Below are 24,339 nucleotides of genomic sequence, written 5' to 3' on the forward strand. Positions count from 1 at the left end.
CATGGGTCATCGAATCGGCGACGCGAGCGCCCCCGCCCGGCTGGCCGCCCTCGACGAGGGCATCGGCCGCGACGAGCTGGCCCTCGCCACCCGCAACCACGGTCTGCCCCTGGAAGCCCTGCGTTACGACGTCACCCCGCCGGGCCTGCACTACGTACTGACGCACTACGACATCCCGTACGTCCCCGACGACACCGATTGGACGCTCACCGTCGGCGGCCTGGTCCGTAGCCCGCTCCGCCTCACCCCGGCCGATCTGCGGGCGTTCCCCCAGGTCACCACCCGGGTGACGCTGGAGTGCGCGGGCAACGGCCGGGCCCTGCTGTCGCCCCGCCCGGTGAGCCAGCCCTGGCTCGTCGAGGCGGTCGGCACCGCCGACTGGACCGGCGTACCGCTGCGGCTGCTGCTGGAGCGGGCGGGAGTCGAACCCGGCGCCGTGGACGTGGTGTTCACCGGCGCGGACCATGGCGTGGAGCGGGGCGTCGAGCAGGACTACCGGCGCGCCCTGCCGATCGGGGCCGCCACCGGCACCGAGCCGGAGGTGCTGGTGGCGTACGCGATGAACGGCGTCCCGCTGCCGCCGCAGCACGGCCGCCCGCTGCGGCTGGTCGTGCCCGGCTGGTACGGCATGGCGCAGGTGAAGTGGCTGCGCGAGGTGACCGTCGTCGCCACGGAGTTCACGGGTTTCCAGCAGTCCGTCGCCTACCGGCTGCGCCAGGACCCCGGCGACGCGGGCGAGCCCGTGACCCGGATCGTGCCGCGCGCCCTGCTGGTCCCACCGGGCTTCCCGGACTTCATGTCCCGGACCCGGGTGGTCAGGCCCGGCCCGGTCCCGCTGGAGGGGCGCGCCTGGTCGGGACGGGCGCCCGTGACCCGGGTCGAGGTCAGCACCGACGCCGGGCGGACCTGGCGCGAGGCCGAACTGGCGCCCGACGGCGGACATCGCTGGGCGTGGCGCCGATGGCACACCACCTGGACGGCGACACCCGGCGCGCACACGCTGAGCGTGCGGGCCACCGACGCCGACGGCCACACCCAGCCCCTGGAACAGCCCTGGAACCGGGGCGGCTTCGCCGTCAACCTCGTCCAGCAGGTGCCGGTGCTCTGCGTCGACGAGGAGGCGGGCACGGGGGAGTGAAGGGCCCGACGCGTGCCGGGCCCAGAACGCCTTACGTCTACGGCAGCAGCTTCTCCAGCGCGGCGGGCCCCTCCGCCTCCAGCTTGCGCCTGGCCCATTCCAGGTTGCGCGGGGTCAGGTCCCGGCCGGCGGCGAGGACCACGTCCTCGGGCGACACCTCGGTGCCGGTCCGGGTGTGGAGCAGCTCGTCGGGGGTGGCGCGGTCCTCGGCGGGCCCGGACGCGCCGGGCTGTGACGTCGGCATGATGGGTGCTCCTCGGGTCGTCATCGGGTCCGATATCACCATTAACCCGGCGGGCGCCGTGTGCATCCGGAGAGACCGGGCCCGGGGTGCCGACCGGATCGGGTGGGCGTCTAATGGGGGTAGCGAGCAAAGGTCGATGCCATGTCACCCACCCGCAGCACGCCAGGGGACGGGGGGCCCGCCGCCACCGGGGGACTGCGGCGGCTGGGGCAGTGGTGCTCCCGCCATTTCGTCGTCGTCCTCGTGGCCTGGCTGGTCGCCATCGTCGCCCTCCAGATCCTCAACCGGTCCGTCGGGGGCGAGTACGAGGACAACTTCTCCCTGCCGGACGTGCAGTCCCAGCAGGGTCTGGACGTCCTGAAGAAGCATGATCCGGCGGCCGGCGGCTACAGCAGCCAGATCGTCGTGCACGACGGGCAGAAGGCCCTGACCTCGCTGGACTCCCAGATGTCCACGACGGTCGGCGACCTCCAGAAGCTGCCGCACGTCCTGGCCGTCCAGAACCCCCTGACCGCCTCCACCTCGCCGGTCGGACCGCTGTCCAAGGACGCGAAGACGGCGTACGTCACCGTCCGCTTCGACGTCCAGCCCTCGACGCTCGGCGACGACTACCTGCACGGCGTGGACAGCTCGGTGCAGCCGCTGCGGGCGGCCGGCGCCGATGTCGAGTACGGCGGACCGCTCGGCGAACTGGCGCGACCCGCCGCCGACGACCGGGTGAGCGAACTGATCGGCTTCGCGGTCGCGATCGTCGTCCTGCTGATCGGCTTCGGCAGTGTGATCGCCGCGGGCCTGCCCCTGGTGACCGCCCTGCTCAGCGTCCTCGGCGGGCTGGCCTGTCTGGGACTGCTCGCCGCCGCGTTCACCTTCGCCACCGTCTCGCCCACCCTGGCCACGATGATCGGTCTGGGCGTCGGCATCGACTACGCCCTGTTCCAGACCACCCGGCACCGGCAGAACCTCATGGACGGCGCCGACCCGGTGGTCTCCGCGGGGCGCGCCAACGCCACCAGCGGCCGGGCCGTCCTCGTCTCCGGCTGCACGGTCATCGTCGCGCTCGGCGGTCTGTCCGCGTCCGGCGTGACCTTCATCAGCAAACTCGGCCTGGCCGCGGCCGTGACGGTCGTGACCGCCGTGCTCGGCGCGCTCACCCTGGTGCCCGCCCTGTTCGGCCTCATCGGGACCCGCATCGACCGCTACCGGGTGCGCCGCCCCGTCGCCGAGACCGACGCCGCCCCGGGGGAGACCCCGCAGGGCACCTGGCACCGCTACGCCCAGCGCGTCGAACACCACCCCCTGCGCTATCTCGCCGCGGGCGTGGTGACGGTGGTCGTCCTCGCCATCCCGGTCTTCTCCATCCAGCTCGGCCACATCGGCGACGGCGCCGACCCCACCTCCTTCACCGACCGGCGCGCCTACGACCTGATGACGGACGCGTTCGGACCCGGCTCCAACGGCCCGCTCACCGTCGTCATCGATCAGACCGCCGCGTCGTCCTCGCAGCGCTCCACGCTCGCCACACAGGTCCCGAAGACCCTTGACGGGGTGTCCGGCGCGGCCTTCGTCACTCCGCTGACCACCACCAAGGACGGCGACGTCCTGATCGGCACCGTCTACTCGAAACAGTCCCCGCAGAGCGCCGACACCACGGACCTGACGAACCGCCTGGTGGACGACACCCTGCCCGCCGCGGTCTCCGGCACCGACGCCCAGGGCTATGTCACCGGGACCACGGCCGCGCAGGTCGACTTCCGCGACATCGTGGCCAGCCGGCTGCCGCTGATCATCGGCGTGGTGGTCGCCCTGGCCTTCCTCATCATCCTCGCCGTCTTCCGGGGCCTGTTCGTCGCCGTGAAGGCGGCCGTCCTCAACGTGCTGTCGATCGCCGCCTCGTACGGGGTCGTCGTCGCCGTCTTCCAGTGGGGCTGGGGCGGGCCCGCGCTCGGTGTCTCGGGCAAGGTGCCCATCGAGAGCTATGTGCCGATGATGATGTTCGCGATCATCTTCGGGCTGAGCATGGACTACGAGATCTTCCTGCTGTCCCGCGTCCACGAGGCCTGGCTGCGCACCGGGGACGCCAAGGCGTCGGTCGCCCACGCGCTGGAGATCACCGCGCGGGTCATCACCTGCGCCGCACTGATCATGGTGAGTGTGTTCGCCGCGTTCATCGTCAGCGACAACATCGTGGTCAAGATGCTCGGACTGGGCCTCGCGGTGAGCGTGTTGATCGACGCGACCGTGGTGCGGCTGCTGATGGTGCCCGCCGTGATGACCCTGCTCGGCCGGCACGCCTGGTGGACACCGCGGTGGCTGGACCGGATCCTGCCGCACATCGACGCCGAGGGGGACCAGGAGGCGGTGGCCGAGCGTCCGAGAGTCATGCAGGACTGAGGACGAGCATCGTCACGTCGTCGACGGCGGTTCCGCAGTGGCCGAGCAGGTCACGCCACACCCGCTCCACCAGGACCGCCGGTTCGAGGTCCGTGAAGCCGGTGAGCCGCTCGGTGAGCGGATAGAACGCCCCGCCCGCTCCTCGGGCCTCGCTGACCCCGTCGGACGCCAGGAACAGCCGGTCACCGCCCCGCAACGGCACCGTGAGCCCGGTCGGAACCCCGGCCTCGACGAGCCCCAGCCCCAGCGGCGCACCGGCCGCCACCTCCAGCTCCACGGGCCGCCCCGCGCGCAGCAGCACCGGCGCCGGATGCCCGCACACCACGATCCGCACAGTACGGGCGTCGGCGGCGAAGTCCAGCAGCACGGCGGTCGCGAACAGCTCGGCGTGCGGCACGTCCGCCGAGTCCACCACCAGCCGGCGGTCGAGCCGCGCCGCCACCGACTCCGGGTCCGGCTCGTCCAGCACCGCCTCCCGGAACGCGCCCAGCAGCGAGGCGACCGTGGCGACGGCCGCCAGGCCGTGCCCCTGCACGTCCCCCATCACCGCCCGCACACCGTGCGGCCCCTGCCGTACGTCGAAGAAGTCGCCGCCGACCAGCGTCCCGCGCTGCGCCGCCCGGTACAGCCCCACGCACCGCACCGGCCCGACCCGCTCGGGCAACGGCGGAACGACGGCCCGCTGCGCGGCCTCGGCGACCGCCCGCTCGGTGACCAGCTGGGCGTCCCGGCGGCTGCGCACGTACGACACGACCACGCTCAGCGCCGAGACGAAGGCGACGGTGAGCAGGTCGGCGCTGCCGGGGTCGTCGAGCCGGAACGCCGGGACGACCAGCACGGTCACCACGAGGGCGCCGAGCACGGCAGTCGCCCCGGGGCCGTACGAGAGCACGGCCAGCGGCGGGATGGCGCCCAGCAGGAAGCCGATGTCCAACGGCTCCGGGCTCACCAGGGTCGCCGCGCACACCCCGCCCAGCAGCGCGGCGGGCAGCACCCGCACCCACCCGGGCGGCGGCGCCCCGCCCAGCCACGTCCGCCGCTCCGGCTCCCACTCCTTGGCCACGCCTCCACGGTCCACCGCCCAGGGGTGGGGCGCACGCCGAGGGCAGTGCTCACCCCATCAATTCGCTGGACCTTCGGCCGACGGGTCTCCTATCGTGTCCCTGTCACGCCCCAGGACCGACGGAAGGAGGCGAGTGCCGTGCAGTTCACCCCTATCCAGCGCTCCCTTCCCGTTGCCCCGGGCGTGCGTGCCTGACTTCCCGGGAGCGCTCCACGCAGCTTGCATCCCGGAGGAATCCATGACCGGTCTGGTCATCCGCCCGCTCGACGAGAGCACCGCTCACGACTTCGACGCCCTGCCCGACCCGCTCGGTGTGCGCGCCGCGCACCCGCTGACCCGGCACCGCCCCGACTGGCAGCGCGTCGCCCTGCGCGACGGCCGGATCGTCGCCCGCGCCGCCTGGTGGGGCGGCCCCGACGACACCGAGCCCCTCTGTGTCGACCGTCTCGACATGGCCGAGGGCGAGACGGAGGCGGCGGCGGAACTGCTGCGCACGGCGCCCTGGCGCGTCGACCTCGACTTCAGCCTGCCGCCCGGCTGGCGCGAGGACCCGGCCCTGCGCCCGGAGGTCGAGGCCCGCTTCGACGCCGCGCGAGCTGCCGGGTACGAGCTCCTCGTCGAGCGCTTCCAGTACCGCTGGACGCCCGAATGCGGCCTGCCCGAGCGCCCCGGCCGCCTCGTCTACGGCCCCGAGCCCGACGACGCGGTCTTCTTCGACGCCCTGCGCCGCATCCACTCCGTCACCCTCGACGCGCACGGCGCGAAGGCCGCCGAGGAAGGAGGCCTCGACCGGGCCGCCCAGGAGGAACTCGACTTCTTCCGCTGGTGCCCCTCCCCGCGCGAGTGGTGGCAGGTCGCCCGCACACCGGACGGCGAACTGGCCGGCATCCACATCCCCGCCCGCAACCACCAGGCCCCGATCGTCGCCTTCATCGGCGTCGTACCGGAACAGCGCGGACACGGCTACGCCTACGACCTGTTGACCGAGTGCACCCACCACCTGGTCGAGCACGGCGCCGAGTACATCGTCGCGGCCACCGACCAGGGCAACTTCCCCATGGCCGCGCACTTCGCGAAGGCCGGTTACCCGGTGACCCGGGAGCGGATCAACTTCCATCTGACAAGGTGAGCGGGACCATCGGCACCGGGTGACGGAGGCGTAGTGGGGTTCGAGGGCCAGGTCTGGCACGTAGGCGGCGGCGAGCCGGTGGGGGAGATCCTCATCGACGACGCCGACTTCCCCTGGCTCTCGGGCCGCTTCACGGCGGGGCCCGGCTACGACGCCGTACGAGAACTGTTCGCGCGGGAACTCGTCCTGGCCGAACGGGACGAGGACGGTCACTGGGCGGAGTGGGAGCGGGTCCACGACGAGATCCGGCGACGTGTGTCGCTGGTCTCGCCGGACGGCCCGGTCCCCGAGTTCCTGCTGCACATCGAGGGCGACCGGGCCTGGTTCCGGTGGAGCGACAAACCGTTCGACGCCTAGGGCCTGTCCGGCGGATCGGGTCGCAGGGAAGCGCGGCGCCTCATTGACGCCGGTGAGCGGGGCTTGGGGCGTCCAGCTGCAAGGCGGAGGAGGGCGGCGACGCGGAGCGTCGGCAACCGACGACAACGCCGCAGGTGGGCGTCCCAAGCCCCGCGTCTGCGGCATGATCCGCCGGACAGGCCCTAGCCGTCGTGCCTGGGATCTTTTACCGTCGACGCCGGTCGTGGAGAGGATCCCCTGTGCAGCGAACAGCCGACGCCGTCGCCTACCACTACGCACTCGGCGCCGGGCCGTGGACGATGTCCCCCGTCGCCCGCGGCGCGCTGGGACAGATCTGGAAGCTGTCGGGTGGCGGCTCCGCGTGGGCGGTGAAGGAACTGCTCTTCGGCTGCGACGAGGAACAGGTGCGGCGGGAGGCCGCGCTGCGGGACGCCGCCGAGGAGTTGGGGATCTGCGCGCCCCGGCTGATGGCCAACCGCGCGGGCGCCCATGTCACGCGACTCGACGGGTCCTACGTCAAGGTGTACGACTGGGTCGGCGGCGGCGAGGCGGATCCCGCCGATCCGGAGATCCTGAGCTGGTGCGGGCGGACGCTGGCGATCCTGCACCGGGCCGGCGAGGGGACGACCGAGACTCCGGACGCCTGGTACGAGGAGTGCCCCCAGGAGGCCGACTGGACCAGGCTGTCCAAGGATGCGCGCCGGGCCGGGGTGCCGTGGTCGGACGCGCTGGGCCGGTTCCTGGACACGCGGATGCCGGAACTGGCGCGGCACGTCGGCCCGTCGGGGCCGGAAGGTGTGGTGACGTCCCACCTGGACCTCCAGCCCCAGAACGTCCTCGTCGGCCCGGCCGGACCGACCCTCATCGACTGGGACAACGCGGGGCCCGTCGCGGCGGACCGCGAACTCGCCCGCGTCCTGTACAGGTGGGCGGGTGGCAACGCCTTCTCCGCCGACGCCGCCCGCCGGCTCACCCGGGCCTACCGGGACGCCGACGGCCCCGCCGGGATCACCGGCCTCGACTCCTTCTCGATGCTCTTCGCCACGGACCTGAACTTCGTGTACGTCCAGGCCGAGTGCGCCATCGACCCGAAAGTGACCGCCGCGCAACGGGAGTTCGCGAGCGGCAAGGTCGTCGACACCCTGGCGACCCTGCCGGACGTGGCCGCCGTGACCCGCCTCGCGGAGACCGTCGCGGCCTGAGCATCAGCAGCCCGAGCCTCAGTCGCGGTCGGCGCTCAGGAGTGTCTCGGCCGTGGCGAGGATCTCGGTGACGCGCAGTCCGAACGCCGCGTCGCACGGGTGCGGTCGGCCGGTGCGGGCCGCGTCCAGGAGGGCGTCCGCGGCGCGGACGAGGGCGGGGACAGCGCCTTCCGGGCTACGCGGCAGGAGCACCGCCCCGGCCTCGCCGCGCAGCTCGACGGCCGCGCCCGCGGCGGCGGGGGGAGCCGTCAGGCTCAGGGTGAGGGTGCTCGACGCGCCGCCGGTGTGCTCCAGGACGAGATGCACGGTGTCCGCCGGGCCGTGCGCGGCCGCCGCCACCCGCTGAACGTCGCCGAGGACCGGCAGCAGCACCGACAGGGCGTGCGGACCCACGTCCCACAGCGCGCCCTTCTCCCGCCGCCACGGCGACGCCCCGAACGGGCTGTCCGTGGTGAACACCGCGCCCAGCCACTCCGCCCGCGCGGTGAACCAGCCGTCCACCGCGGCCTGTTCGATGATCCACGCCTCGGTCACGCTCTGGAAACGCGTCGTGAAGAAGACGACCGAGGCGACCCCCGCGTCCCGTGCCGCCTCCACCACGGCCCGGCCCTGCTCGACGGTCGGCGCGAGCGGCTTGTCCAGCAGCAGATGGCAGCCCGCCCGCGCGGCCCGCACCGCCAGAGCGGCCTGCACCTGGGGCGGCAGCGCGATCGCGACGGCGTCCACGTCGGCGAACAGCGCGTCGACGTCGTCGTAGGCCCGGGTGCCGAACCGGCCCGCCAACTCCTTCGCGGCCTCCGGGCGGCGACCCCACACCCCGGCGAAGTCCAGTTCCGTGTGCTCGCTCAGGGCGGGCGCGTGCGCCCCCTCGGCCCACGGGCCGGTACCGAGCAGTCCGATGCGCATGCCGCCGCCTCTCGCCGTTCTTGCTGGTCGAGGGCGAGCGTGCCACATCGACCTGAGGTCCGGTCGACACACCCGGCAATTCAGTCCCCGCGGTGCTGAATCCGTTCGCTTTCTTCTATTGGACCTGTCGGCCAGGCCCCGTTCAGGCTGAGACGAGTGTCCGGCAGGCAGCCGGAGCCACTTCGGCAGGAAAGAGGTCACGATCCCATGCACACGCGACGCATCGGTGACGTCGAGGTCAGCGCCATCGGCCTGGGCGGAATGCCCATGTCCATCGAGGGGCGCCCGGACGAGGACCGCTCCCTCGCCACCCTGCACGCCGCCCTCGACGCGGGCGTGACGCTCATCGACACCGCGGACGCCTACCACCTGGGCGCCGACGAGGTCGGCCACAACGAGACCCTGATCGCCAAGGCCCTCGCCTCCCACGACCGGGGCGCGGACGTCCTCGTCGCCACCAAGGGCGGCCATCTGCGCCCCGGCGACGGCAGTTGGACCCTCGACGGCAGCCCGCGCCATCTGAAGCAGGCCTGTGAGGCGTCGCTGCGCCGGCTCGGCGTCGAGGCCATCGGGCTCTACCAGTTCCACCGTCCCGACCCCCGCGTGCCGTACGCCGACTCCGTCGGTGCCGTACGGGAGTTGCTGGACGAGGGCAAGATCCGGATGGCGGGGATCTCCAACGCGAACCCGGAGCAGATCCGGCAGGCGAACGAGATCCTCGGGGGGCGCCTGGTGTCCGTGCAGAACCAGTTCTCCCCGGCCTTCCGCTCCAGCGAGCCGGAGCTGGAGCTGTGCGACGAACTCGGTGTCGCCTTCCTGCCCTGGAGCCCTCTCGGCGGCATCTCCCGGGCCGGTGAACTCGGCTCCGCCTACGCGCCGTTCGCCCGGATCTCCGAGGCGCACGGAGTGAGCCCGCAGCGGGTGTGCCTGGCCTGGATGCTCGCCAAGTCGCCGGTCGTCGTACCGATCCCGGGGTCCAGCCGGCCGGAGACCATCCTTGACTCCCTCGCCGCGGCCGAACTCGTCCTGAGCGCCGAGGAGATCGACACGCTCGACCAGGTGTAGCCCCGGGAAGCCCGGGCAGAAAGCGCTTGCCCAGCCGGGCGGGCCCTGATGGAGTGCTCGCCCGACCACCCGAACCCTGGGAAGGACCACCGCCAATGGCCTCGCCGTTGGAGAGACCGCTCGACCACCGCTACCGGGGCGAGCACCCGATCCGCACCCTCGCCTATCTGTTCCGCGCCGACCGTCGCCGCCTCGCCGCGGCGGTCGCCGTCTTCACGGTCAAGCACAGCCCCATCTGGCTGCTCCCGCTGATCACCGCGTCCATCATCGACACCGTCGTCCAGCACGGCCCGATCACCGACCTCTGGATCAGCACCGGGATCATCCTCTTCATCCTGCTGGTCAACTACCCCCTGCACGTCCTCTACGTCCGTCTCCTGTACGGCAGCGTGCGCCGCATGGGCACCTCGCTGCGCTCCGCCCTGTGCACCCGCATGCAGCAGCTCTCCATCGGCTACCACTCCCGGGTGAGCGCGGGAGTGCTCCAGGCCAAGGTCGTACGGGACGTGGAGACCGTCGAGCAGATGGTCCAGCAGACCGCGGAGACCGGCCTCGGGGCGGGCACGGTGCTCATCGGCGGCCTGGTCATCATCGGCATCCGCACCCCGGAGTTCCTGCCGGTGTTCCTCGTCGTCGTTCCCGCCGCGGCCCTCGTCGTGGCCCGCCTCAGGGCCCGGCTGCGCACCCACAACGAGCACTTCCGGCACGAGGTCGAGACCCTGTCGTCGCGGGTGACCGAGATGACCCGGCTGATCCCCGTGACCCGCGCCCACGGCCTGGAGCGCAAGGCGCTGCGCCGCATGGACGGCACCCTGCACCGGCTGCTCACCTCGGGCAACCGCCTCGACCTCGTCAACGGCCGCTTCGGCTCGCTGGCCTGGGTGGTGCTCAACGTCGTCGGCGTGCTCGTCCTCGCGGGCGCGGCGCTGGTGTCGTACTACGACGTCTGGGGTGTCACCGCCGGCGACGTGGTGATGCTCAGCGCGTTCCTCACCACCCTCACCAACTCCACGACCACGTTGGCCGGTCTCGCGCCGGTCATCACCAAGGGGCTGGAGTCGGTGCGGTCGGTGGGCGAGGTCCTCCAGGCGCCCGAACTGGAGGACAACGCGGGCAAGTCCGAGGTCGGCGAGGTCCGCGGGGCCGTCGCCTTCGAGCGGGTCGGCCACACCTACGGGGAGGGCGAGCGGCCCGCCGTGCACGACTTCACCCTCTCGGTGCGGCCCGGCGAGACCGTCGCCCTCGTGGGTGCCTCAGGGGCGGGCAAGTCCACCGTCCTCAACCTCGTCATCGGCTTCATCCGCCCGACCTCGGGCCGGCTGCTGCTCGACGGCACCGACATGAACGACCTGGACCTGCGCACCTACCGGCGGTTCGTGTCGGTGGTGCCGCAGGAGTCGATCCTGTTCGACGGCACGATCCGGGAGAACGTCGCCTACGGCATGGAGGACGAGGCCGACGAGGAGACCGTGCGCGCCGCGCTGCGCGACGCCAACGCGCTGGAGTTCGTGGACCGGCTGCCGCAGGGCCTGGACACGGTCGTCGGCGAGCGCGGGGCCCGGCTGTCCGGCGGTCAGCGACAGCGGCTCGCCATCGCCCGCGCCCTGATCCGGGACCCCCGGGTCCTCGTCCTCGACGAGGCCACCTCGGCGCTGGACACCCGCTCGGAGGCGCTCGTCCAGGAGGCCCTGGCCCGGCTCCTGCACGGGCGCACCACTTTCGTGGTGGCCCACCGGCTGTCCACGGTGCGGGGCGCGGACCGGATCGTCGTGATGGGCGAGGGCCGTATCCAGGAGATCGGTACACACGAGGAACTGCTGCGCAGGGGCGGCGCGTACACGGCGCTGCACAGCGGGCAGGTGGCCTGAGGCCCGTCGGTCGAGGCCGGGTCGAGGTCCCGCTGACGCGGAGCGGGGCCTCGACCGACGGGCGGCGGAGGGAAACGGTCTGCGGGCGGTGGCGGTGCGCCGCCTCGGACCGCGCTTCCGCGGCTGTGCGGTGGTGCCGTCCCGGTCTCAGGCCGCGCTGCTGCGCGGGACGCGGTGCGGGCAGCGCGTGTCGTGGTCGGTGCCGCAGCTCGTCCACCAGCGTTCGCAGCACGCGGCGTCGAGTTCGGCCTGTACGACGTCGTCGGCGGCCTCGGCGAGGTCGAGCCCGGTCACCGAACCGGCGTGGCCGGCCTTCGTGAGCTCGTGCCATTCGGCCTCGCGGACGACGGCGATGACCGGGACGAGGCTCGCGGCGGCGCAGAGGTACACGGCCCAGGTGGGGCCGTGCCGGTACTGCAGGACCGCGGTCCAGGAGAGTCCGGCGCTCGTGGCGACGTAGAGCGCGCAGAGCAGGCGGGTGAGGCAGTTCATGGCGTACACCGTTCGTGCGAGGGTCTGCGCCCTGTTCAACTGCCGACGGCCCGTGGGGAAGCGGGTCGGTTCCAGGCTCGCCGGAACGTCACTCCTGTGGGTCTCCCGCAGGCCGGAATCGAGCGGTACTCGGGCAGGGACAGCCAGGATTCCGTCAATTGCGGGCCGGGGGGCGGGAGATATGACCGCTTCGCCGCCGGTTCCCGCCCAACGGATCGTGGAGAGAGGGGCCTTTCGTGCTCGTGCCGGACCCTAAGGTCGTCAGGAAGCTGCTCACGCGGTACGCGTCACTCCGGATCGCCCACGCGGAGCGAGGGGACGTCATGGTCGCGAGGGAGCTGGAGGACGTGAGCTACACCCTGTGCGTCCTGATGGGCGCCACCGCCGTCCACGACGCCCTCGACAAGGCGGACGCCTTGTTGTAGCCCGGGTTCAGCGGGGCGCCGGGATCTGCGGCGCCCCGTGGAACGCCGCGCGGTAGGCCTGCGGGCTGGTTCCGGCCACGCGCCTGAACCGTTCGCGGAACGCGGCCGGCGAACCGAATCCGGCCTGCCGGGCGATGCGTTCGATCGGATGGTCGCTGTTCTCCAGCAGGTACTGGGCGCGCCGCACCCGCGCCCGCAGCAGCCACTGCAGCGGTGTGGTGCCGGTCTGCTCGCGGAACCGGCGGCTGAAGGTGCGTTCGCTCATCCCGGACCGGGTCGCCATCGCGCCCAGGGTGATCTCCTGGGCCAGGTGGTCCTCGATCCACTCCAGGACCGGTTCGAGGGTCGAGCCGCACGGCACGGGCGGATGGTCGTGCACGATGAACTGGGCCTGCCCGCCCTCCCGTTCGAGGGGCATGACGGACATCCGCGCGGCGTCGGCGGCCACGGCCGACCCGAAGTCGCGCCGGATCATGTGCAGACACAGGTCGAGGCCCGCGGCCGCACCCGCCGAGGTGAGGATCCGCCCGTTGTCGACGTAGAGCACGTCCGGCTCCACCCGCACCCGGGGGAAGCGGCGGGCCAGTTCGCCCGCGGCCACCCAGTGGGTGGTGGCGCGCAGCCCGTCCAGCAGCCCGGCCTCCGCGAGGACGAACGCGCCCGCGCACACCGAGGCGATCCGGGTGCCGGCCTCGGCCGCCTGCCGCAGGGCGTCGAGGACGGGAGCGGGGGTCGGCCCCGCCTCGGGGGAGCAGCCGGGCACGATGATCGTGTCCGCGTCCGCCAGCGCCTCCAGGCCGCGCTCCACGCGGAGCGAGAAGCCCCCGTCGGCCCGTACCTCCGAAGTCCGGGCGCAGAGCCGGACCCGGTAGGGGCTTCGGCCGTCGGGCAGCCGCGTCCAGTCGAAGACCTGCATCGGCGCCGCCATGTCGAACGGCACCACCAGATCGAGAGCCAGGATCGCCACACTGTGCATGAGAGCCACGATAGGCAGGTTCCTGCCAGCCCTGTCACCCCGGGTCAAGGCGGAAAACACTGGTGGGGCGCTCTGGCGGGAATCCGTTGGTACCTGTCGTTCCAGCCCCTGTGCACCGCACACGAAGATCCCTAACGTGGGCCGTCGACCCTGCTCGACCGACCCTGGACCTCACCTCGATGACCAAGCTCCTGCTGTCCCTGCATGTCCTCGCCGCCATCGTCGCCGTCGGCCCCGTCACCGTCGCGGCCAGCATGTTCCCGCCCGCGGTGCGCCGGGCGAACGGGAACCCGGTGGGCGCGGGCACCGTCGCCCTGCTGCACCGCATCTGCCGCGTCTACGCCGCTCTCGGCCTCGCCGTGCCCCTCCTCGGCTTCGCCACCGCCGCCGCGATGGGCGTGCTGGGCAGCGGCTGGCTGATCACGTCCATGGCGCTGACCGCCGCGGCGGCCGGAGTCCTCGTCGCCTTCGTCCTGCCCCGGCAGGAGGAACTCCTGGAGGAACTCGACGCGGGCCGCTCCGTCGAGCGGGCCGGCACGGTCCAACTCGCCATGTTCACCGGCGTCTTCAATCTCCTGTGGGCCACCGTCACGGTCCTCATGATCATCCGGCCCGGCTCCACGACGGGCGCCTGAGTCAAGCCGAACGGTGGAATTCACCCCGCAGTGTGCACGGGCGCCTAGACTCGACAGCCGTGCCCATACCTATGGGCCGTGACACGAAAGGCACGTTGACGGGTGTTCCAGGATTCCCCCATCTATGACCGACTCATCGCGGAGCGCGGCGACATACCCACTCAGGTTCGCAGGGAGGCCGAGCGAGTCAGCAGGGAACTGGAGTTCGTCATGCAGCCCCTCCAGTCCATGAGCCGCGCCCACCTCGGCGAACTGCCCTCACCGCCCCCGCCCCCGGGATGGCAGCGCAACGCGCTCATGCCCGGCCCCGGCCAGCTGTGACGATCAGGTCAGCGCGGTGTTCACGCCGTTGACCCGCGCCCCCTCGTCGGGCGCCGGACGGGCCAGCCACTCGGCGATGGTGCGCGCGATCGGCTGACCCGTCTCCACCTCCACGAAGCCGAACTGACCCGACTGGTTGCACTCCAGGAACCACCACGTCCCGTCGGCGTCCTCGGCGAAATCGAAGGCGCCATAGGCCAGTTCGGCGCCCTTCAGATAGGCGCGCACCGCGTCGGCGACCCGCGGCGGGACATCCGTGGCGCGCCACGGACGGTCCGGGGAGGCGAAGCGGACGTCCACCTCGCTCTCGTCCGCCGCCGTCGGCTTGCGCGCGGCCAGCATCCGCTCGCCCACCACCGTGAGCCGGATGTCCGCCCGCTTGGCTATCCGGCGCTGGAGCAGCGTCGGACCGAACGCCACGGCGCCGAAGTCCGCGTCCGGCGCCACCCTGCTGGTCGGCACCGCCCTCGGCGGGTCCTGCGGATGCGCCCCCGACACCGGCTTGACCACCAGATCCGGGTACCGCTCGGCGAACTCGCGGGCGGCCTGCGGGAACGTCGTGATCAGCGTGGCGGGAACGGGCAGCCCGGAGCGCTGGGCCAGCCGTAGCTGCCAGGGCTTGTGCCGGGCCCGGCGGGCCGCGTCGGGATGGTTCATCCACCGCGCCCCCGAGCTGCGCAGCATGCCGTAGAGGGCCTGTGAGGACTCCTCCGTCAGCCAGTCGGACGGCTCGGCCGCCCGGGTCGCCGCCGTGCCCGGCCTGCGCACCCACACGGACCGCAGCCCGCCGATGCTCACCAGCCGGCCCCCCGAGGACAGATGGCCCCGGAAGGAGCCGTGCACGTACTCCCCGGACAGCGCCACGTTCCCGGTCAGGTCGGCGGGGTCCAGCCGGACCACCGGCACCCCGGTCGCGTGGAGTTGGACGACCACCATGTCGGCCGTCACGTCCTCTTCACAGGTCAGGATCAACACAGTCATGTGCGCCGGTCCGTGTTCAGTCGTCGAAGTGCGTCTTCGAACCGGCTGTGGAGGTCGTCGTGCCCAACTCTCTCAGCAACGCCAGGTCGTGGGCGGCTATCCGCCCGTCCGAAAGCACGTTCAACTGCCGCCCGGAGTCGTACACATACGGAGCGGTGGCCTCCGACTGTGCTGCCGGACGGGCGTAGTTGAGCGCGAACGGTTGCATCGTCTCTCCCTCGTGGGTCCTGCGCCGAACCAGCGATGGTCACTTGCACCGTCGCTCGGGGAGCCGACTGCCGTCGGCCTCCTGAGACTTATACGAATCGAACGAGTGATTGGTTTCCTTACTCTGTGTCACCAGAGGCCGTTGGGGGTTCGGGGACGGGGGAGGCGGGTGAGGTGCTCGGGGCGTGTGATCAGGTGGTATCGCCGAAACGGTCACGCTCCGCATACGCGCGCATGCTGCGCAGAGCGAGCAACAGCACGCCGATGTCGTCCAGATAGACCGGGTCGACCAGCAGATCGGTCGGCAGCAGGAAGTAGGCGAGGGCGCCCCAGAACACCCAGCGCGGACCGGTCGGCAACCCCGCGCGCCTCAAGTCCCGCCGGGCGCGCAGCAGTCGCGCGAAGACCGCCACGGCCACGGCCAGCAGAACCGCCGCGAGCACCGCCGCGGCGACGACCACGGTGGAGGTCGTGTCCACGAGCCCTCCTCATATCGGGTGCACGGCATCGGGTTGTGTACACGTCTTCACGGATTCCCGCTCCGGCCGCGGGTATGGCCGACCGGATCCGAACCGTTGTCATCGAACACCAGTGGGAGTACGGAGGCGTGGGCGTCGGGCGGCCGTCATACCCGTGGCGCATCCGAGTGGCACAGGCAGCCGCGGACCCCTACTAATGGTCACCGTAATGTTGCGTTTCGCGCCTCGGGGGCGCAGTAGCGGCGGCCGCATCCCACTCCTTTGGAGAGCCGCGCATGACCAGTCGCCCGTCCACACCCCAGCCGAACGACCCCGCCATATCCCCCACCCAGCCGATCAGCCCCTTCACACCGGCCGGGGAGCGAGGGGACGGGAGCGTTGCGGCGTACGGCGATCCGGTCGACGGCCTCGTACGCGCCGCCGTGGCCGACCGCCCGCTGGAGGAGGTGGCCCAGCTCATCACCCTGCTGGAGCAGTCCCCGCAGTACGCGCGGGCCACGGCCGACGCCCTGCGCGCGGTCGGCGTGCACCGCTCCGTGGACGACGTCACCCGGCTCGTGGTCCTGCTGACCCGGCCGCCCCGGGACACCTCCGGAGCCGACGAGACGATCCGCGCCGCGGCCGAGTCCCGCCCCGTCGAGGAGGTGACCCGGCTGATGGCCCTCCTCCAACAGGCCCCGCTGGAACCCCACTGCGGCCGGGAAGCGGTCCGGGCCGCCGCCACCGGCCGGCCCGTCGAGGAACTCGTCGAACTGATCGGCCGCCTGGGCGAGGAACGCGGCGGAGCCCACCCACCGCACCCCGCCGACGTGACGGAACCCTACGGACCGCCGGAGACGGCCGACACCGGGGCGGCCGACGAGCCGCCGGTGCCGCGCACCGCACGGCCGCGCCTTCGCGGCGCCCCGCCCCTGTGGCCCGCACGGCTGGCCGCCGTGGCCCTGTTCCTCTGTGCCGTCGCGTACTTCCCGCTCCACCGGGACGGCGCCTCCCTGCGCCCCTACGGTCTCGTCCTCGCCCTCGCCGGGCTGTGCCTGCTCCTCGGACTGCTCGTGACGATGCGCCCCTCGGCCCCGGTGCTCACCGGCGCGGTCCTGCTGCCGGCGGCCCTGGCCGCGGCCCAGCTGTACGCGGCCCGCTTCGACGCGGGCAGGCTCTCCCGGACGCTCGACCTCACCCTCGTCCCGGCCTGGGCCGCCGGACTCGCCGCCGTGTGCGCCGCCCTCGCCGCGCTGACCGCCCTGGTCGTACGGCTGGCCACCCCGCCCGCTGTCCCGAAGAGGACCGAACGCCTGCTGACGGAGGCGCAGCGCACGGCGAACTGACGATCCGTACGCCCGCTCACCGTCATGGTCATGGCGCCTACGCTGGCGCCATGACCATCGCACCAGCCGACACCACGCCACCGGCCGACGTGCTGCGCGCCGCCTACACGGCCTTCGCGGACGTCGTGCGTCCCCTGGGGGACGAGGAATCGTGGCGGTCCACCGGGTGCACGGGATGGGCGGTGCGGGATCTGATCCTGCACTGCGTCGCCGACTGCCAGCGCGCCCTGGTCGCCCTGCACACGCCGGCCGCCGGCCCGGCCGATCGCGACGCCGTCACCTACTGGCGGGACTGGCGGCCCGACCCCGTCGGCGCGGCCAACGGACGGCGCTGGATCCGGGTGGGCGCCAGCATGTTCCTGGACTTCGGCCAACTGCGCGAGCTGTACCTGGAGACCGCGGCGGCGACGGTCACGGCCGCCGCCACGACGTCACCCGACCGCCTCGTCGCCACCCAGGGCCATGTTCTGACCGCCGGGGACCTCATGACGACCCTGGCCGTCGAGGCCGCGATCCACCACCTCGACCTCGTCGTGGAGCTCCCCGACACTCCGGGACCGTCACCCGCGGGCCTGGCCGCGGTACGCGCCACCCTCGACGGGCTCCTCGGCCGCCCCGTCCCCCTGGCGTGGAGCGACGAGCACTACGCCCGCGCGGCCACCGGGCGGGTGCCCCTCACGGAGGCCGAACGCCGGTCGCTGGGGGCCGACGCGGAGCGCGTCCCGCTGTTCAGCTGACGCCGTCGCCGTCCTTCGAGGGCTTGCGCTTGAGGCGTTCGAAGGTGCGGGTCAGCTGCTGAAGCGGGGAGGCGGACTGCTGCTCGGCGGTGGCGGCGGGCGGCTCGGGGACGCCCGCCGCGCGGTAGGCGGCCAGCGCCTCGTTGGCCCGCTCGGCGGCCTCCCGGTACAGATCCCGGGACTTGGTCATGGCGTCGAGCGCGTCCGCGTACATCGCGACGAGCTCACGTTGCCGGGCGAGCTCCTCCTCGACGGTCAGCAGCCCCCACCGCTCGCGCAGGGCGCTCACCGCGCTCTCGGCGTCGCCGGGCAACTGCCTCGGCAGCGCGGCGAACCGGGTCAGGACGTCGATCAGCTCCGTGGGCGGCGTCCCGTCGAGGAAGACGCTGCGGACGGCGAACTCATCGGCCTCGTGACCGTCGGGCAGCGGGGGCAGCACGACGGCACCGCCGCGCGGCACCTGCACGTCGAGGGCCTTCAGCGCCCAGTTGACGGCCCGCAGCTGATGGGGCGCGGCGCGATGCTCCACGACGCGGTGCTCCAGGCCCGGCGGCAGCAGCCCGGCCAGCGGGCGCAGGCCCCGCTCGTCCGGGGTCATGGCCTCATGGACGACGACATGGACCGCCCAGGACTCGCGCGCACAGCTCTTGAGCAGGCGCCGCATCTCCTGGTCGTCCTCGGGGAGCCGGTTCACGTGCCGCAGGCGCAGACCGACGACCGTGTCGTGGTCCCACTCCGCCTCCGGACCGAGCGGCCAGAACTTGCCGACGGGGGAGGGCCAGGCCGGGTTCCACGCCCGTTCCGCCTCCGCGACCAGCACCCACTCCTCGTCGGTGAGGGACAGCCGGGCCCGCACGGTCACCTCGCCCTCGACCCGCCAGCGGGCCTCGAAGACCCGTTCCTCGGGCAGCTCCTGGAAGTCGTCGACGACGCCTTCCTCCTTGAGCCGGCGCAGATGGGAGGCGCGCAGGACGTCCGCCGCGGCGGAGTCGACATGGCGGCCACGGGCCTGCCACACGGTGGAGGGGGTCGAGGTGGGCGACGGGGCGGTGGAGGAGATCGGCATGAGTCCATCTGGGGGCGGGGGCGCGTGCGTCTCCCAGTATCGTCGTCGCGGGCGGAGGGGGATCGGGCGGGGTCGACAGGCGAGACACGCGCCCGGCGGCACGGATCACCCGGGGTGTGCGGAACGTACGTCGGGTGGGCGTCCTTCACCCGTGTCGCGCGTCGGCCGGGTCCACCACAATGACCTGCACGAACAGGGCTCGCCCACCATCCGCATCGGGGCGGGTCCTGTTCGGGGGAGGGGTGTACGGCGCGCTTCGGCCCCCGCGGGGGAAGGATGGGTCCCATGACCACCATCGCCATCATCGGGGCCGGCCCCGGACTGGGCGCCGCCGTGGCCCATCGCTTCGGCCGCGAGGGTTTCGACGTCGCCCTCGTCGCCCGCACCCCCGAGCGCACCGGCGCCCTCGCGGCCGGCCTGACCGGCCAGGGCGTCACCGCCCGCGCCTTCACCGCCGACGTACGCGACCCGAAGACCCTGGCGGCCGCCCTCGACGAGGCGCGGGCGGCACTGGGCCCGATCGAGGTCCTCCAGTACAGCCCGGTCCCGCAGGCGGACTTCATGCGACCGGTCCTGGAGACCACCCACGCCGATCTCACCGGGCCGGTCGAGTTCTCCGTCTACGGCCCCGTCACCGCCGTCCAGCAGGTCCTGCCCGGCATGCGTGAACTCGGCCGCGGCACCATCCTGTTCGTCAACGGCGGCACCGCCGTCGTCCCCCACCCCGACCGCGCCGGTACGTCGATCGCGTTCGCCGCGCAGAGCGCGTACGGCCATCTGCTGCACGACAGCCTCGCGGGCGAGGGCATCCATGTCGCCCAGCTGGTCATTCCCGGCGCGATCGTCCCCGGGCACCGCCGCAAGGACCCGGAGGTGCTGGCGGACACCCTGTGGCAACTCCATCAGGACCGGCACGGGTTCCGGCACTTCGCCGACGACCTGGACTCCTGAGCCCGTCCTCACCGGGTGGCGGTGTGCCGGGTCTCCCGGGCCGAGGCGTCCACCAGGGCCGACAGCAGCCCGGGAAAGCGCTCCTGCATCTCCTGTGCCCGCAGCGCGTTCATCTTGGTGGTGCCGACGTAGTACTGCCGGATCAGACCGGCCTCCCGCAACACGTTGAAGTGGTGCGTCAGCGTCGACCTGGACACCGCCACGTCGAACGTGCCGCAGCTCAGCTCCGTACCGGCGCCCGCGAGTTGGGAGACCACGGCCCGCCGAACCGGGTCCACCAGCGCCTCCAGCACCTGCTGGAGCGACACCTCCGCCACGGCGGGGTGCTCCACCGTCCGTGGGGCGGTGCGGGGGCGGGCCATGGGGACTCCCTCGGGGCGACTGCGGTGCCGCCATGGTACGGCGGTCGCCCCGAGGGCCCGGCGGTGCTCCGGGTCAGGCGCCGACGTAGTCCGCGAGGTGCTCGCCGGTGAGCGTGGAGCGGGCCGCGACCAGGTCGGCCGGGGTGCCCTCGAAGACCACGCGCCCGCCGTCGTGACCGGCGCCGGGACCGAGGTCGATGATCCAGTCGGCGTGGGCCATGACCGCCTGGTGGTGCTCGACGACGATGACGGACTTGCCGGCGTCCACCAACCGGTCCAGCAGACCGAGGAGTTGCTCCACGTCGGCGAGGTGCAGACCGGTCGTCGGCTCGTCGAGGACGTAAACGCCGCCCTTGTCGCCCATGTGCGTGGCGAGCTTCAGGCGCTGGCGCTCACCGCCGGACAGCGTGGTCAGCGGCTGGCCGATGGTCAGATAGCCGAGGCCGACGTCGACGAGCCGCTCCAGGATCCTGTGCGCGGCCGGGGTGTGCGCCTCGCCGGCGCCGAAGAACTCCTCCGCGTCCGTGACCGACATCCCGAGCACCTCGCTGATGTCCCGGCCGCCGAGCCGGTACTCCAGGACCGACGCGTCGAACCGCTTGCCGTCGCAGTCCTCGCAGGTGGTGGAGACACCGGCCATCATCCCGAGGTCGGTGTAGACGACGCCCGCGCCGTTGCAGGTGGGGCAGGCACCCTCGGAGTTGGCGCTGAACAGGGCCGGCTTGACGCCGTTGGCCTTGGCGAAGGCCTTGCGGATCGGTTCGAGCAGCCCGGTGTAGGTGGCCGGGTTGCTGCGCCGCGAGCCCTTGATCGGGCTCTGGTCCACCGACACCACGCCCGCGTCGAGCGGCACCGAGCCGTGCACCAGCGAGCTCTTGCCGGAGCCGGCGACACCGGTGATGACGGTGAGCACCCCGAGCGGGACGTCGACGTCGACGCCCTTGAGGTTGTTGGCCGTCGCGCCCCGGATCTCCAGCGCGCCCGAGGGCCCGCGCACGCTCTCCTTGACGGTGGCCCGGTCGTCGAGATGCCGGCCGGTGATGGTGCCGGAGGCCCGCAGGCCCTCCAGGGTGCCCTCGTAACAGACGGCGCCGCCGGCGACACCGGCGCCGGGGCCGAGGTCCACGACATGGTCGGCGATCGCGATCATCTCCGGCTTGTGCTCCACGACGAGCACGGTGTTGCCCTTGTCGCGCAGGCGCAGCAGCAGGTCGTTCATCCGCTGGATGTCATGCGGGTGCAGGCCCGCGGTCGGCTCGTCGAAGACGTAGGTGACGTCGGTGAGCGAGGAGCCGAGGTGGCGGATCATCTTCACGCGCTGCGCCTCGCCGCCCGACAGGGTGCCGGCGGGCCGGTCCAGGGCGAGATAGCCGAGGCCGATCTCGACGAACGAGTCAAGGGTGTGCTGGAGCGCGGTGAGCAGCGGGGCCACCGACGGCTCCTTGAGTCCGCGCGCCCAGTCGGCCAGGTCCCTGATCTCCATCGCGCAGGCGTCGGCGATGCTGATCCCCTCGATCTTCGAGGAGCGGGCGCCCTCGGTGAGCCGGGTGCCGTCGCAGTCGGGACAGCGGGCGAAGGTGACCGCGCGCTCCACGAAGGCCCGGATGTGCGGCTGCATCGCCTCGGGGTCCTTGGACAGCATCGACTTCTGGAGCTTGGGGATCAGTCCCTCGTAGGTGAGGTTGACGCCGTTGATCTTCACCTTGACGGGCTCGCGGTACAGGAAGTCGTGCCGCTCCTTCTTCGTGTACTTGCGGATCGGCTTGTCCGCGTCGAAGAAGCCGGACTCCCTGATGACCCGCACCACCCAGCCGTCCCCGGTGTAGGTGGGGATGGTGAACGGGTCCTCGTTCAGCGACTTGGCGTCGTCGAAGAGCTGGGCGAGGTCGATGTCGGTGACCGTGCCGCGGCCCTCGCAGCGGACGCACATGCCGCCGGTGCGGTTGAAGGTGACCTTCTCGGTCCTGGTCTTCTCGCTGCCCCGGTCGACGGTGAGGCCGCCCTGCGCCGAGACCGAGGCGACGTTGAAGGAGTACGCGCTCGGCGGGCCGATGTGCGGAGTGCCGAGCCGGCTGAACAGGATGCGCAGCATGGCGTTGGCGTCGGTGGCGGTGCCGACGGTGGAGCGGGGGTCGGCGCCCATCCGGCTCTGGTCGACGCTGATCGCGGTCGTCAGACCGTCGAGGACGTCCACCTCGGGCCGCGCGAGCGTGGGCATGAACCCCTGCACGAAGGCGCTGTAGGTCTCGTTGATCAGACGCTGCGACTCGGCGGCGATGGTGTCGAAGACGAGCGAGCTCTTGCCGGATCCGGACACCCCGGTGAACACCGTCAGCCGGCGCTTCGGGATCTCGATGCTGACGTCCTTGAGGTTGTTCTCGCGCGCCCCGTGCACGCGGATCAGATCGTGGCTGTCGGCGAGGTGCGGCGCGGCGGCCTGCGGATCCGTCTTCCTGGCCATGTGTGTCGTCTCTCCTCCGTCGGACCGGGGCGCTCGGCGGAGCCGAGGCGGCATGGCTCTCAGGCTAGATCCGGACGCCGGGCCGGCGCTTCTCCATTCCTGACCGCCCGGACGGAAGCGCGTGTTCGGCTCGCTGAATATATCGGAAGCCGATATATTCAGTTCCATGGCATCGAGGAACATGACACAGGCGGCGTTCTTCGTCCTGACCGCCCTGGCCGACGAGCCGCGACACGGCTACGGCATCCTGCGCGAGGTCGAGGAGCTGTCCGACGGCGCGGTGCAACTGCGGGTCGGCACGCTGTACGGCGTGCTGGACCGGCTCACCGCGGACGGACTGATCGTGCTGGACCGCGAAGAGGTGCAGCAGGGCCGGCTCCGGCGCTACTACCGCCTCACCGACGAGGGCATGCGGGCCCTCGCCGCCGAGGCGGAGCGGATGGCCGCGGGTGCCAACGCCGCCAAGCAGCGCATCGCCGAGGGCCGCAAGGCCGGCGGCACCCCACCCGTCACCGGACCCGGACTCGCCGGAGGACTCGCATGACGACCCTGCTCGAAGCGCGCTACCGCACCGTGCTGCGCCTGCTCCCCGCCTACTACCGCCGGGACCGGGAGGAGGAGATGGTCGAGGTCTACCTCTGGGACGTCGACCAGGAGACCCAGGACCAGAGCAGGCCCACCCTCGGCGAGGTGGCGAGCATCGCCGCCCTCGCCGTGCGCAGCCGGCTGGCCACCGCAGGCGCCCCCCGGCGCTACGCCCTGCTCGGTTCGGCCGCCCGGAACTTCGCGCTGTACGCCGTTCTGCTCCAGGCGGCGGCGATCGTCTCCGACGAGGTCCTGCGGGTCACCTGGTCGGCCACCCGAGGCCCCCGTGAATGGGACGTCTTCCTGACCGGCTTCACCGGCAGCGGCCCGCTGCCGACCGTCGTCGCGATCGCCGGATGGGTGCTGCCGCTGCTGTGGACGGTCGGGTTCTTCGCCCTCGTCCATGACCGCCGGCGCCTGGCCCGCGCCGCCGTGCTGCTGGCCGCGCTGCCCTCGCTGTGGCCGCTGATCGAGCCGCTGGTGACCGAATGGCCGCTGTCCGCGCCCTACTTCGTCACCGCCAACGCGCTGTTCGCCTGGCTGCCGGCCCTCGCCCTGTGCGCCGCGTACCACCGCGACGCTCCGCCCGCCGTACTGCCCGTCGGCACTCCCGGCCTCGCGTTCCTCGCCTGCTGTGTGGTCACCGGCGGCTCCGTCGCGCTCCTGCCCACCATGGCCGACCTCGCGTGGGCGCCCGCGACCTGCTTCGTCCTCGCGGCCCTCGGCTGGCTGCTGCTGCGCACCCGGCGCGCGGAAACCGGTGCCGGAAGCGGTGCTCTGGCCCTCGCATCGCTGGGCCTGCTGGTCCTCGCGGTCCGGACGGCGTCGCTGATCCTGTGGCTCGGCCTCCCGCTGCCCGCCGTCTACGTCGCCGGCGCGCTCGCCCAGGCGGGCGCGCTCACCCTCCTCGTCGTGGCGCTGGGAGTGGTGGCCAGGCGCGACCTCGCCCCCCGCTGACGGGGCCGCGCCGCGC

The 24,339-nt window shown here is 72.5% G+C and carries 26 protein-coding genes; 15 read left to right on the forward strand and 11 right to left on the reverse strand.

The window, feature by feature from the left end:
- Position 1 precedes the first annotated feature (1 nt).
- A complete protein-coding gene (locus ACIHIX_RS31630) occupies positions 2-1,138 on the forward strand; it encodes a sulfite oxidase (protein ID WP_399962144.1) in 1,137 nt (378 codons plus the stop codon).
- 37 nt (positions 1,139-1,175) lie between these two features.
- Here ACIHIX_RS31630 and ACIHIX_RS31635 read toward each other — a convergent pair whose 3' ends face one another.
- On the reverse strand, positions 1,176-1,382 hold the full coding sequence (locus ACIHIX_RS31635; protein ID WP_399962146.1) for a hypothetical protein: 207 nt from the start codon (positions 1,380-1,382) through the stop codon (positions 1,176-1,178).
- Between the two features lie 141 nt (positions 1,383-1,523).
- Here ACIHIX_RS31635 and ACIHIX_RS31640 point away from each other — a divergent pair, with 141 nt between their 5' ends.
- Positions 1,524-3,773 (forward strand): MMPL family transporter, encoded by a 2,250-nt coding sequence (locus ACIHIX_RS31640; protein ID WP_399962148.1) that lies wholly within the window; start codon positions 1,524-1,526, stop codon positions 3,771-3,773.
- Here the strand turns inward: ACIHIX_RS31640 and ACIHIX_RS31645 are convergent.
- Positions 3,760-4,836, reverse strand: coding sequence for a PP2C family protein-serine/threonine phosphatase (locus ACIHIX_RS31645; protein ID WP_399962149.1), 1,077 nt, complete (start codon positions 4,834-4,836; stop codon positions 3,760-3,762). The two genes, ACIHIX_RS31640 and ACIHIX_RS31645, sit on opposite strands and share 14 nt — an antisense overlap.
- Before the next feature lie 238 nt (positions 4,837-5,074).
- On the opposite strand from ACIHIX_RS31645, the gene ACIHIX_RS31650 reads away from it, so the two are divergent.
- The 3 genes from ACIHIX_RS31650 (at position 5,075) to ACIHIX_RS31660 (ending at position 7,524) form a co-directional block, all read left to right on the forward strand.
- Entirely contained in the window at positions 5,075-5,965 is an 891-nt protein-coding gene (locus tag ACIHIX_RS31650) for a GNAT family N-acetyltransferase (RefSeq protein ID WP_399962151.1), read from the forward strand.
- Positions 5,966-5,998: 33 nt separating this feature from the next.
- The gene (locus ACIHIX_RS31655) at positions 5,999-6,322 is read left to right on the forward strand and encodes a hypothetical protein (protein ID WP_399962153.1); all 324 of its coding nucleotides are present in this window, start codon (positions 5,999-6,001) and stop codon (positions 6,320-6,322) included.
- 239 nt (positions 6,323-6,561) lie between these two features.
- On the forward strand, positions 6,562-7,524 hold the full coding sequence (locus ACIHIX_RS31660) for a phosphotransferase enzyme family protein (protein ID WP_399962155.1): 963 nt from the start codon (positions 6,562-6,564) through the stop codon (positions 7,522-7,524).
- An 18-nt stretch (positions 7,525-7,542) separates the two neighbouring features.
- Here ACIHIX_RS31660 and ACIHIX_RS31665 read toward each other — a convergent pair whose 3' ends face one another.
- Positions 7,543-8,430, reverse strand: coding sequence for a Gfo/Idh/MocA family protein (locus ACIHIX_RS31665; protein WP_399962157.1), 888 nt, complete (start codon positions 8,428-8,430; stop codon positions 7,543-7,545).
- 207 nt (positions 8,431-8,637) lie between these two features.
- Here ACIHIX_RS31665 and ACIHIX_RS31670 point away from each other — a divergent pair, with 207 nt between their 5' ends.
- Together ACIHIX_RS31670 and ACIHIX_RS31675 are read left to right on the forward strand one after the other, a co-directional pair.
- Positions 8,638-9,495, forward strand: coding sequence for an aldo/keto reductase (locus tag ACIHIX_RS31670; RefSeq protein WP_399962159.1), 858 nt, complete (start codon positions 8,638-8,640; stop codon positions 9,493-9,495).
- Between the two features lie 95 nt (positions 9,496-9,590).
- Positions 9,591-11,363, forward strand: coding sequence for an ABC transporter ATP-binding protein (locus tag ACIHIX_RS31675; RefSeq protein ID WP_399962161.1), 1,773 nt, complete (start codon positions 9,591-9,593; stop codon positions 11,361-11,363).
- Between the two features lie 147 nt (positions 11,364-11,510).
- Here the strand turns inward: ACIHIX_RS31675 and ACIHIX_RS31680 are convergent, their stop codons facing one another.
- Positions 11,511-11,855 (reverse strand): hypothetical protein, encoded by a 345-nt coding sequence (locus tag ACIHIX_RS31680; RefSeq protein ID WP_399962163.1) that lies wholly within the window; start codon positions 11,853-11,855, stop codon positions 11,511-11,513.
- Between the two features lie 236 nt (positions 11,856-12,091).
- Here ACIHIX_RS31680 and ACIHIX_RS31685 point away from each other — a divergent pair, with 236 nt between their 5' ends.
- Positions 12,092-12,280: a DUF5133 domain-containing protein gene (locus tag ACIHIX_RS31685; protein ID WP_399962165.1), complete on the forward strand. Its 189-nt coding sequence runs from the start codon at positions 12,092-12,094 to the stop codon at positions 12,278-12,280.
- A 7-nt stretch (positions 12,281-12,287) separates the two neighbouring features.
- On the opposite strand, the gene ACIHIX_RS31690 is transcribed toward ACIHIX_RS31685, so the two are convergent.
- Positions 12,288-13,256, reverse strand: coding sequence for a GlxA family transcriptional regulator (locus ACIHIX_RS31690; RefSeq protein WP_399962167.1), 969 nt, complete (start codon positions 13,254-13,256; stop codon positions 12,288-12,290).
- A 179-nt stretch (positions 13,257-13,435) separates the two neighbouring features.
- Between ACIHIX_RS31690 and ACIHIX_RS31695 the strand changes: the two genes are divergently transcribed.
- Positions 13,436-13,891, forward strand: coding sequence for a hypothetical protein (locus ACIHIX_RS31695; protein ID WP_399962169.1), 456 nt, complete (start codon positions 13,436-13,438; stop codon positions 13,889-13,891).
- 102 nt (positions 13,892-13,993) lie between these two features.
- Positions 13,994-14,212: a hypothetical protein gene (locus ACIHIX_RS31700; protein WP_329342688.1), complete on the forward strand. Its 219-nt coding sequence runs from the start codon at positions 13,994-13,996 to the stop codon at positions 14,210-14,212.
- Positions 14,213-14,215: 3 nt separating this feature from the next.
- Here ACIHIX_RS31700 and tgmB read toward each other — a convergent pair whose 3' ends face one another.
- The 3 genes from tgmB to ACIHIX_RS31715 form a co-directional block, all read right to left on the reverse strand.
- On the reverse strand, positions 14,216-15,193 hold the full coding sequence (gene tgmB / locus ACIHIX_RS31705; protein ID WP_399962171.1) for an ATP-grasp ribosomal peptide maturase: 978 nt from the start codon (positions 15,191-15,193) through the stop codon (positions 14,216-14,218).
- Between the two features lie 16 nt (positions 15,194-15,209).
- On the reverse strand, positions 15,210-15,401 hold the full coding sequence (gene tgmA / locus ACIHIX_RS31710) for a putative ATP-grasp-modified RiPP (RefSeq protein ID WP_329342691.1): 192 nt from the start codon (positions 15,399-15,401) through the stop codon (positions 15,210-15,212).
- Between the two features lie 190 nt (positions 15,402-15,591).
- Positions 15,592-15,879 carry a YkvA family protein gene (locus ACIHIX_RS31715; RefSeq protein WP_399962173.1) on the reverse strand — a complete coding sequence of 96 codons (288 nt, stop codon included), beginning with the start codon at positions 15,877-15,879 and terminating at the stop codon, positions 15,592-15,594.
- Between the two features lie 275 nt (positions 15,880-16,154).
- Between ACIHIX_RS31715 and ACIHIX_RS31720 the strand changes: the two genes are divergently transcribed.
- Together ACIHIX_RS31720 and ACIHIX_RS31725 are read left to right on the forward strand one after the other, a co-directional pair.
- The gene (locus tag ACIHIX_RS31720) at positions 16,155-17,204 is read left to right on the forward strand and encodes a hypothetical protein (RefSeq protein WP_399962175.1); all 1,050 of its coding nucleotides are present in this window, start codon (positions 16,155-16,157) and stop codon (positions 17,202-17,204) included.
- Positions 17,205-17,254: 50 nt separating this feature from the next.
- Complete coding sequence (locus tag ACIHIX_RS31725) at positions 17,255-17,941, forward strand: maleylpyruvate isomerase N-terminal domain-containing protein (RefSeq protein ID WP_399962176.1); 687 nt, start codon at positions 17,255-17,257, stop codon at positions 17,939-17,941.
- On the opposite strand, the gene ACIHIX_RS31730 is transcribed toward ACIHIX_RS31725, so the two are convergent.
- Positions 17,934-19,007, reverse strand: coding sequence for a hypothetical protein (locus ACIHIX_RS31730; RefSeq protein WP_399962178.1), 1,074 nt, complete (start codon positions 19,005-19,007; stop codon positions 17,934-17,936). The genes ACIHIX_RS31725 and ACIHIX_RS31730 overlap by 8 nt on opposite strands.
- Positions 19,008-19,292: 285 nt before the next feature.
- Here ACIHIX_RS31730 and ACIHIX_RS31735 point away from each other — a divergent pair, with 285 nt between their 5' ends.
- Positions 19,293-19,958, forward strand: a complete 666-nt coding sequence (locus tag ACIHIX_RS31735) for an SDR family NAD(P)-dependent oxidoreductase (protein WP_399962179.1) — start codon at positions 19,293-19,295, stop codon at positions 19,956-19,958.
- 8 nt (positions 19,959-19,966) lie between these two features.
- Here ACIHIX_RS31735 and ACIHIX_RS31740 read toward each other — a convergent pair whose 3' ends face one another.
- A complete protein-coding gene (locus ACIHIX_RS31740) occupies positions 19,967-20,320 on the reverse strand; it encodes an ArsR/SmtB family transcription factor (RefSeq protein WP_399962183.1) in 354 nt (117 codons plus the stop codon).
- Between the two features lie 73 nt (positions 20,321-20,393).
- Positions 20,394-22,781 carry an ATP-binding cassette domain-containing protein gene (locus ACIHIX_RS31745; RefSeq protein WP_399962185.1) on the reverse strand — a complete coding sequence of 796 codons (2,388 nt, stop codon included), beginning with the start codon at positions 22,779-22,781 and terminating at the stop codon, positions 20,394-20,396.
- Between the two features lie 181 nt (positions 22,782-22,962).
- On the opposite strand from ACIHIX_RS31745, the gene ACIHIX_RS31750 reads away from it, so the two are divergent.
- Both ACIHIX_RS31750 and ACIHIX_RS31755 read left to right on the forward strand, forming a co-directional pair.
- Positions 22,963-23,325, forward strand: a complete 363-nt coding sequence (locus tag ACIHIX_RS31750) for a PadR family transcriptional regulator (RefSeq protein WP_399962537.1) — start codon at positions 22,963-22,965, stop codon at positions 23,323-23,325.
- Positions 23,322-24,323 (forward strand): hypothetical protein, encoded by a 1,002-nt coding sequence (locus tag ACIHIX_RS31755; RefSeq protein WP_399962187.1) that lies wholly within the window; start codon positions 23,322-23,324, stop codon positions 24,321-24,323. Before ACIHIX_RS31750 ends, ACIHIX_RS31755 begins: the two co-directional genes overlap by 4 nt.
- The last annotated feature ends 16 nt before the right edge of the window (positions 24,324-24,339 follow it).

It is taken from the genome of Streptomyces sp. NPDC051913 (assembly GCF_044593635.1).
Taxonomy (GTDB): domain Bacteria; phylum Actinomycetota; class Actinomycetes; order Streptomycetales; family Streptomycetaceae; genus Streptomyces.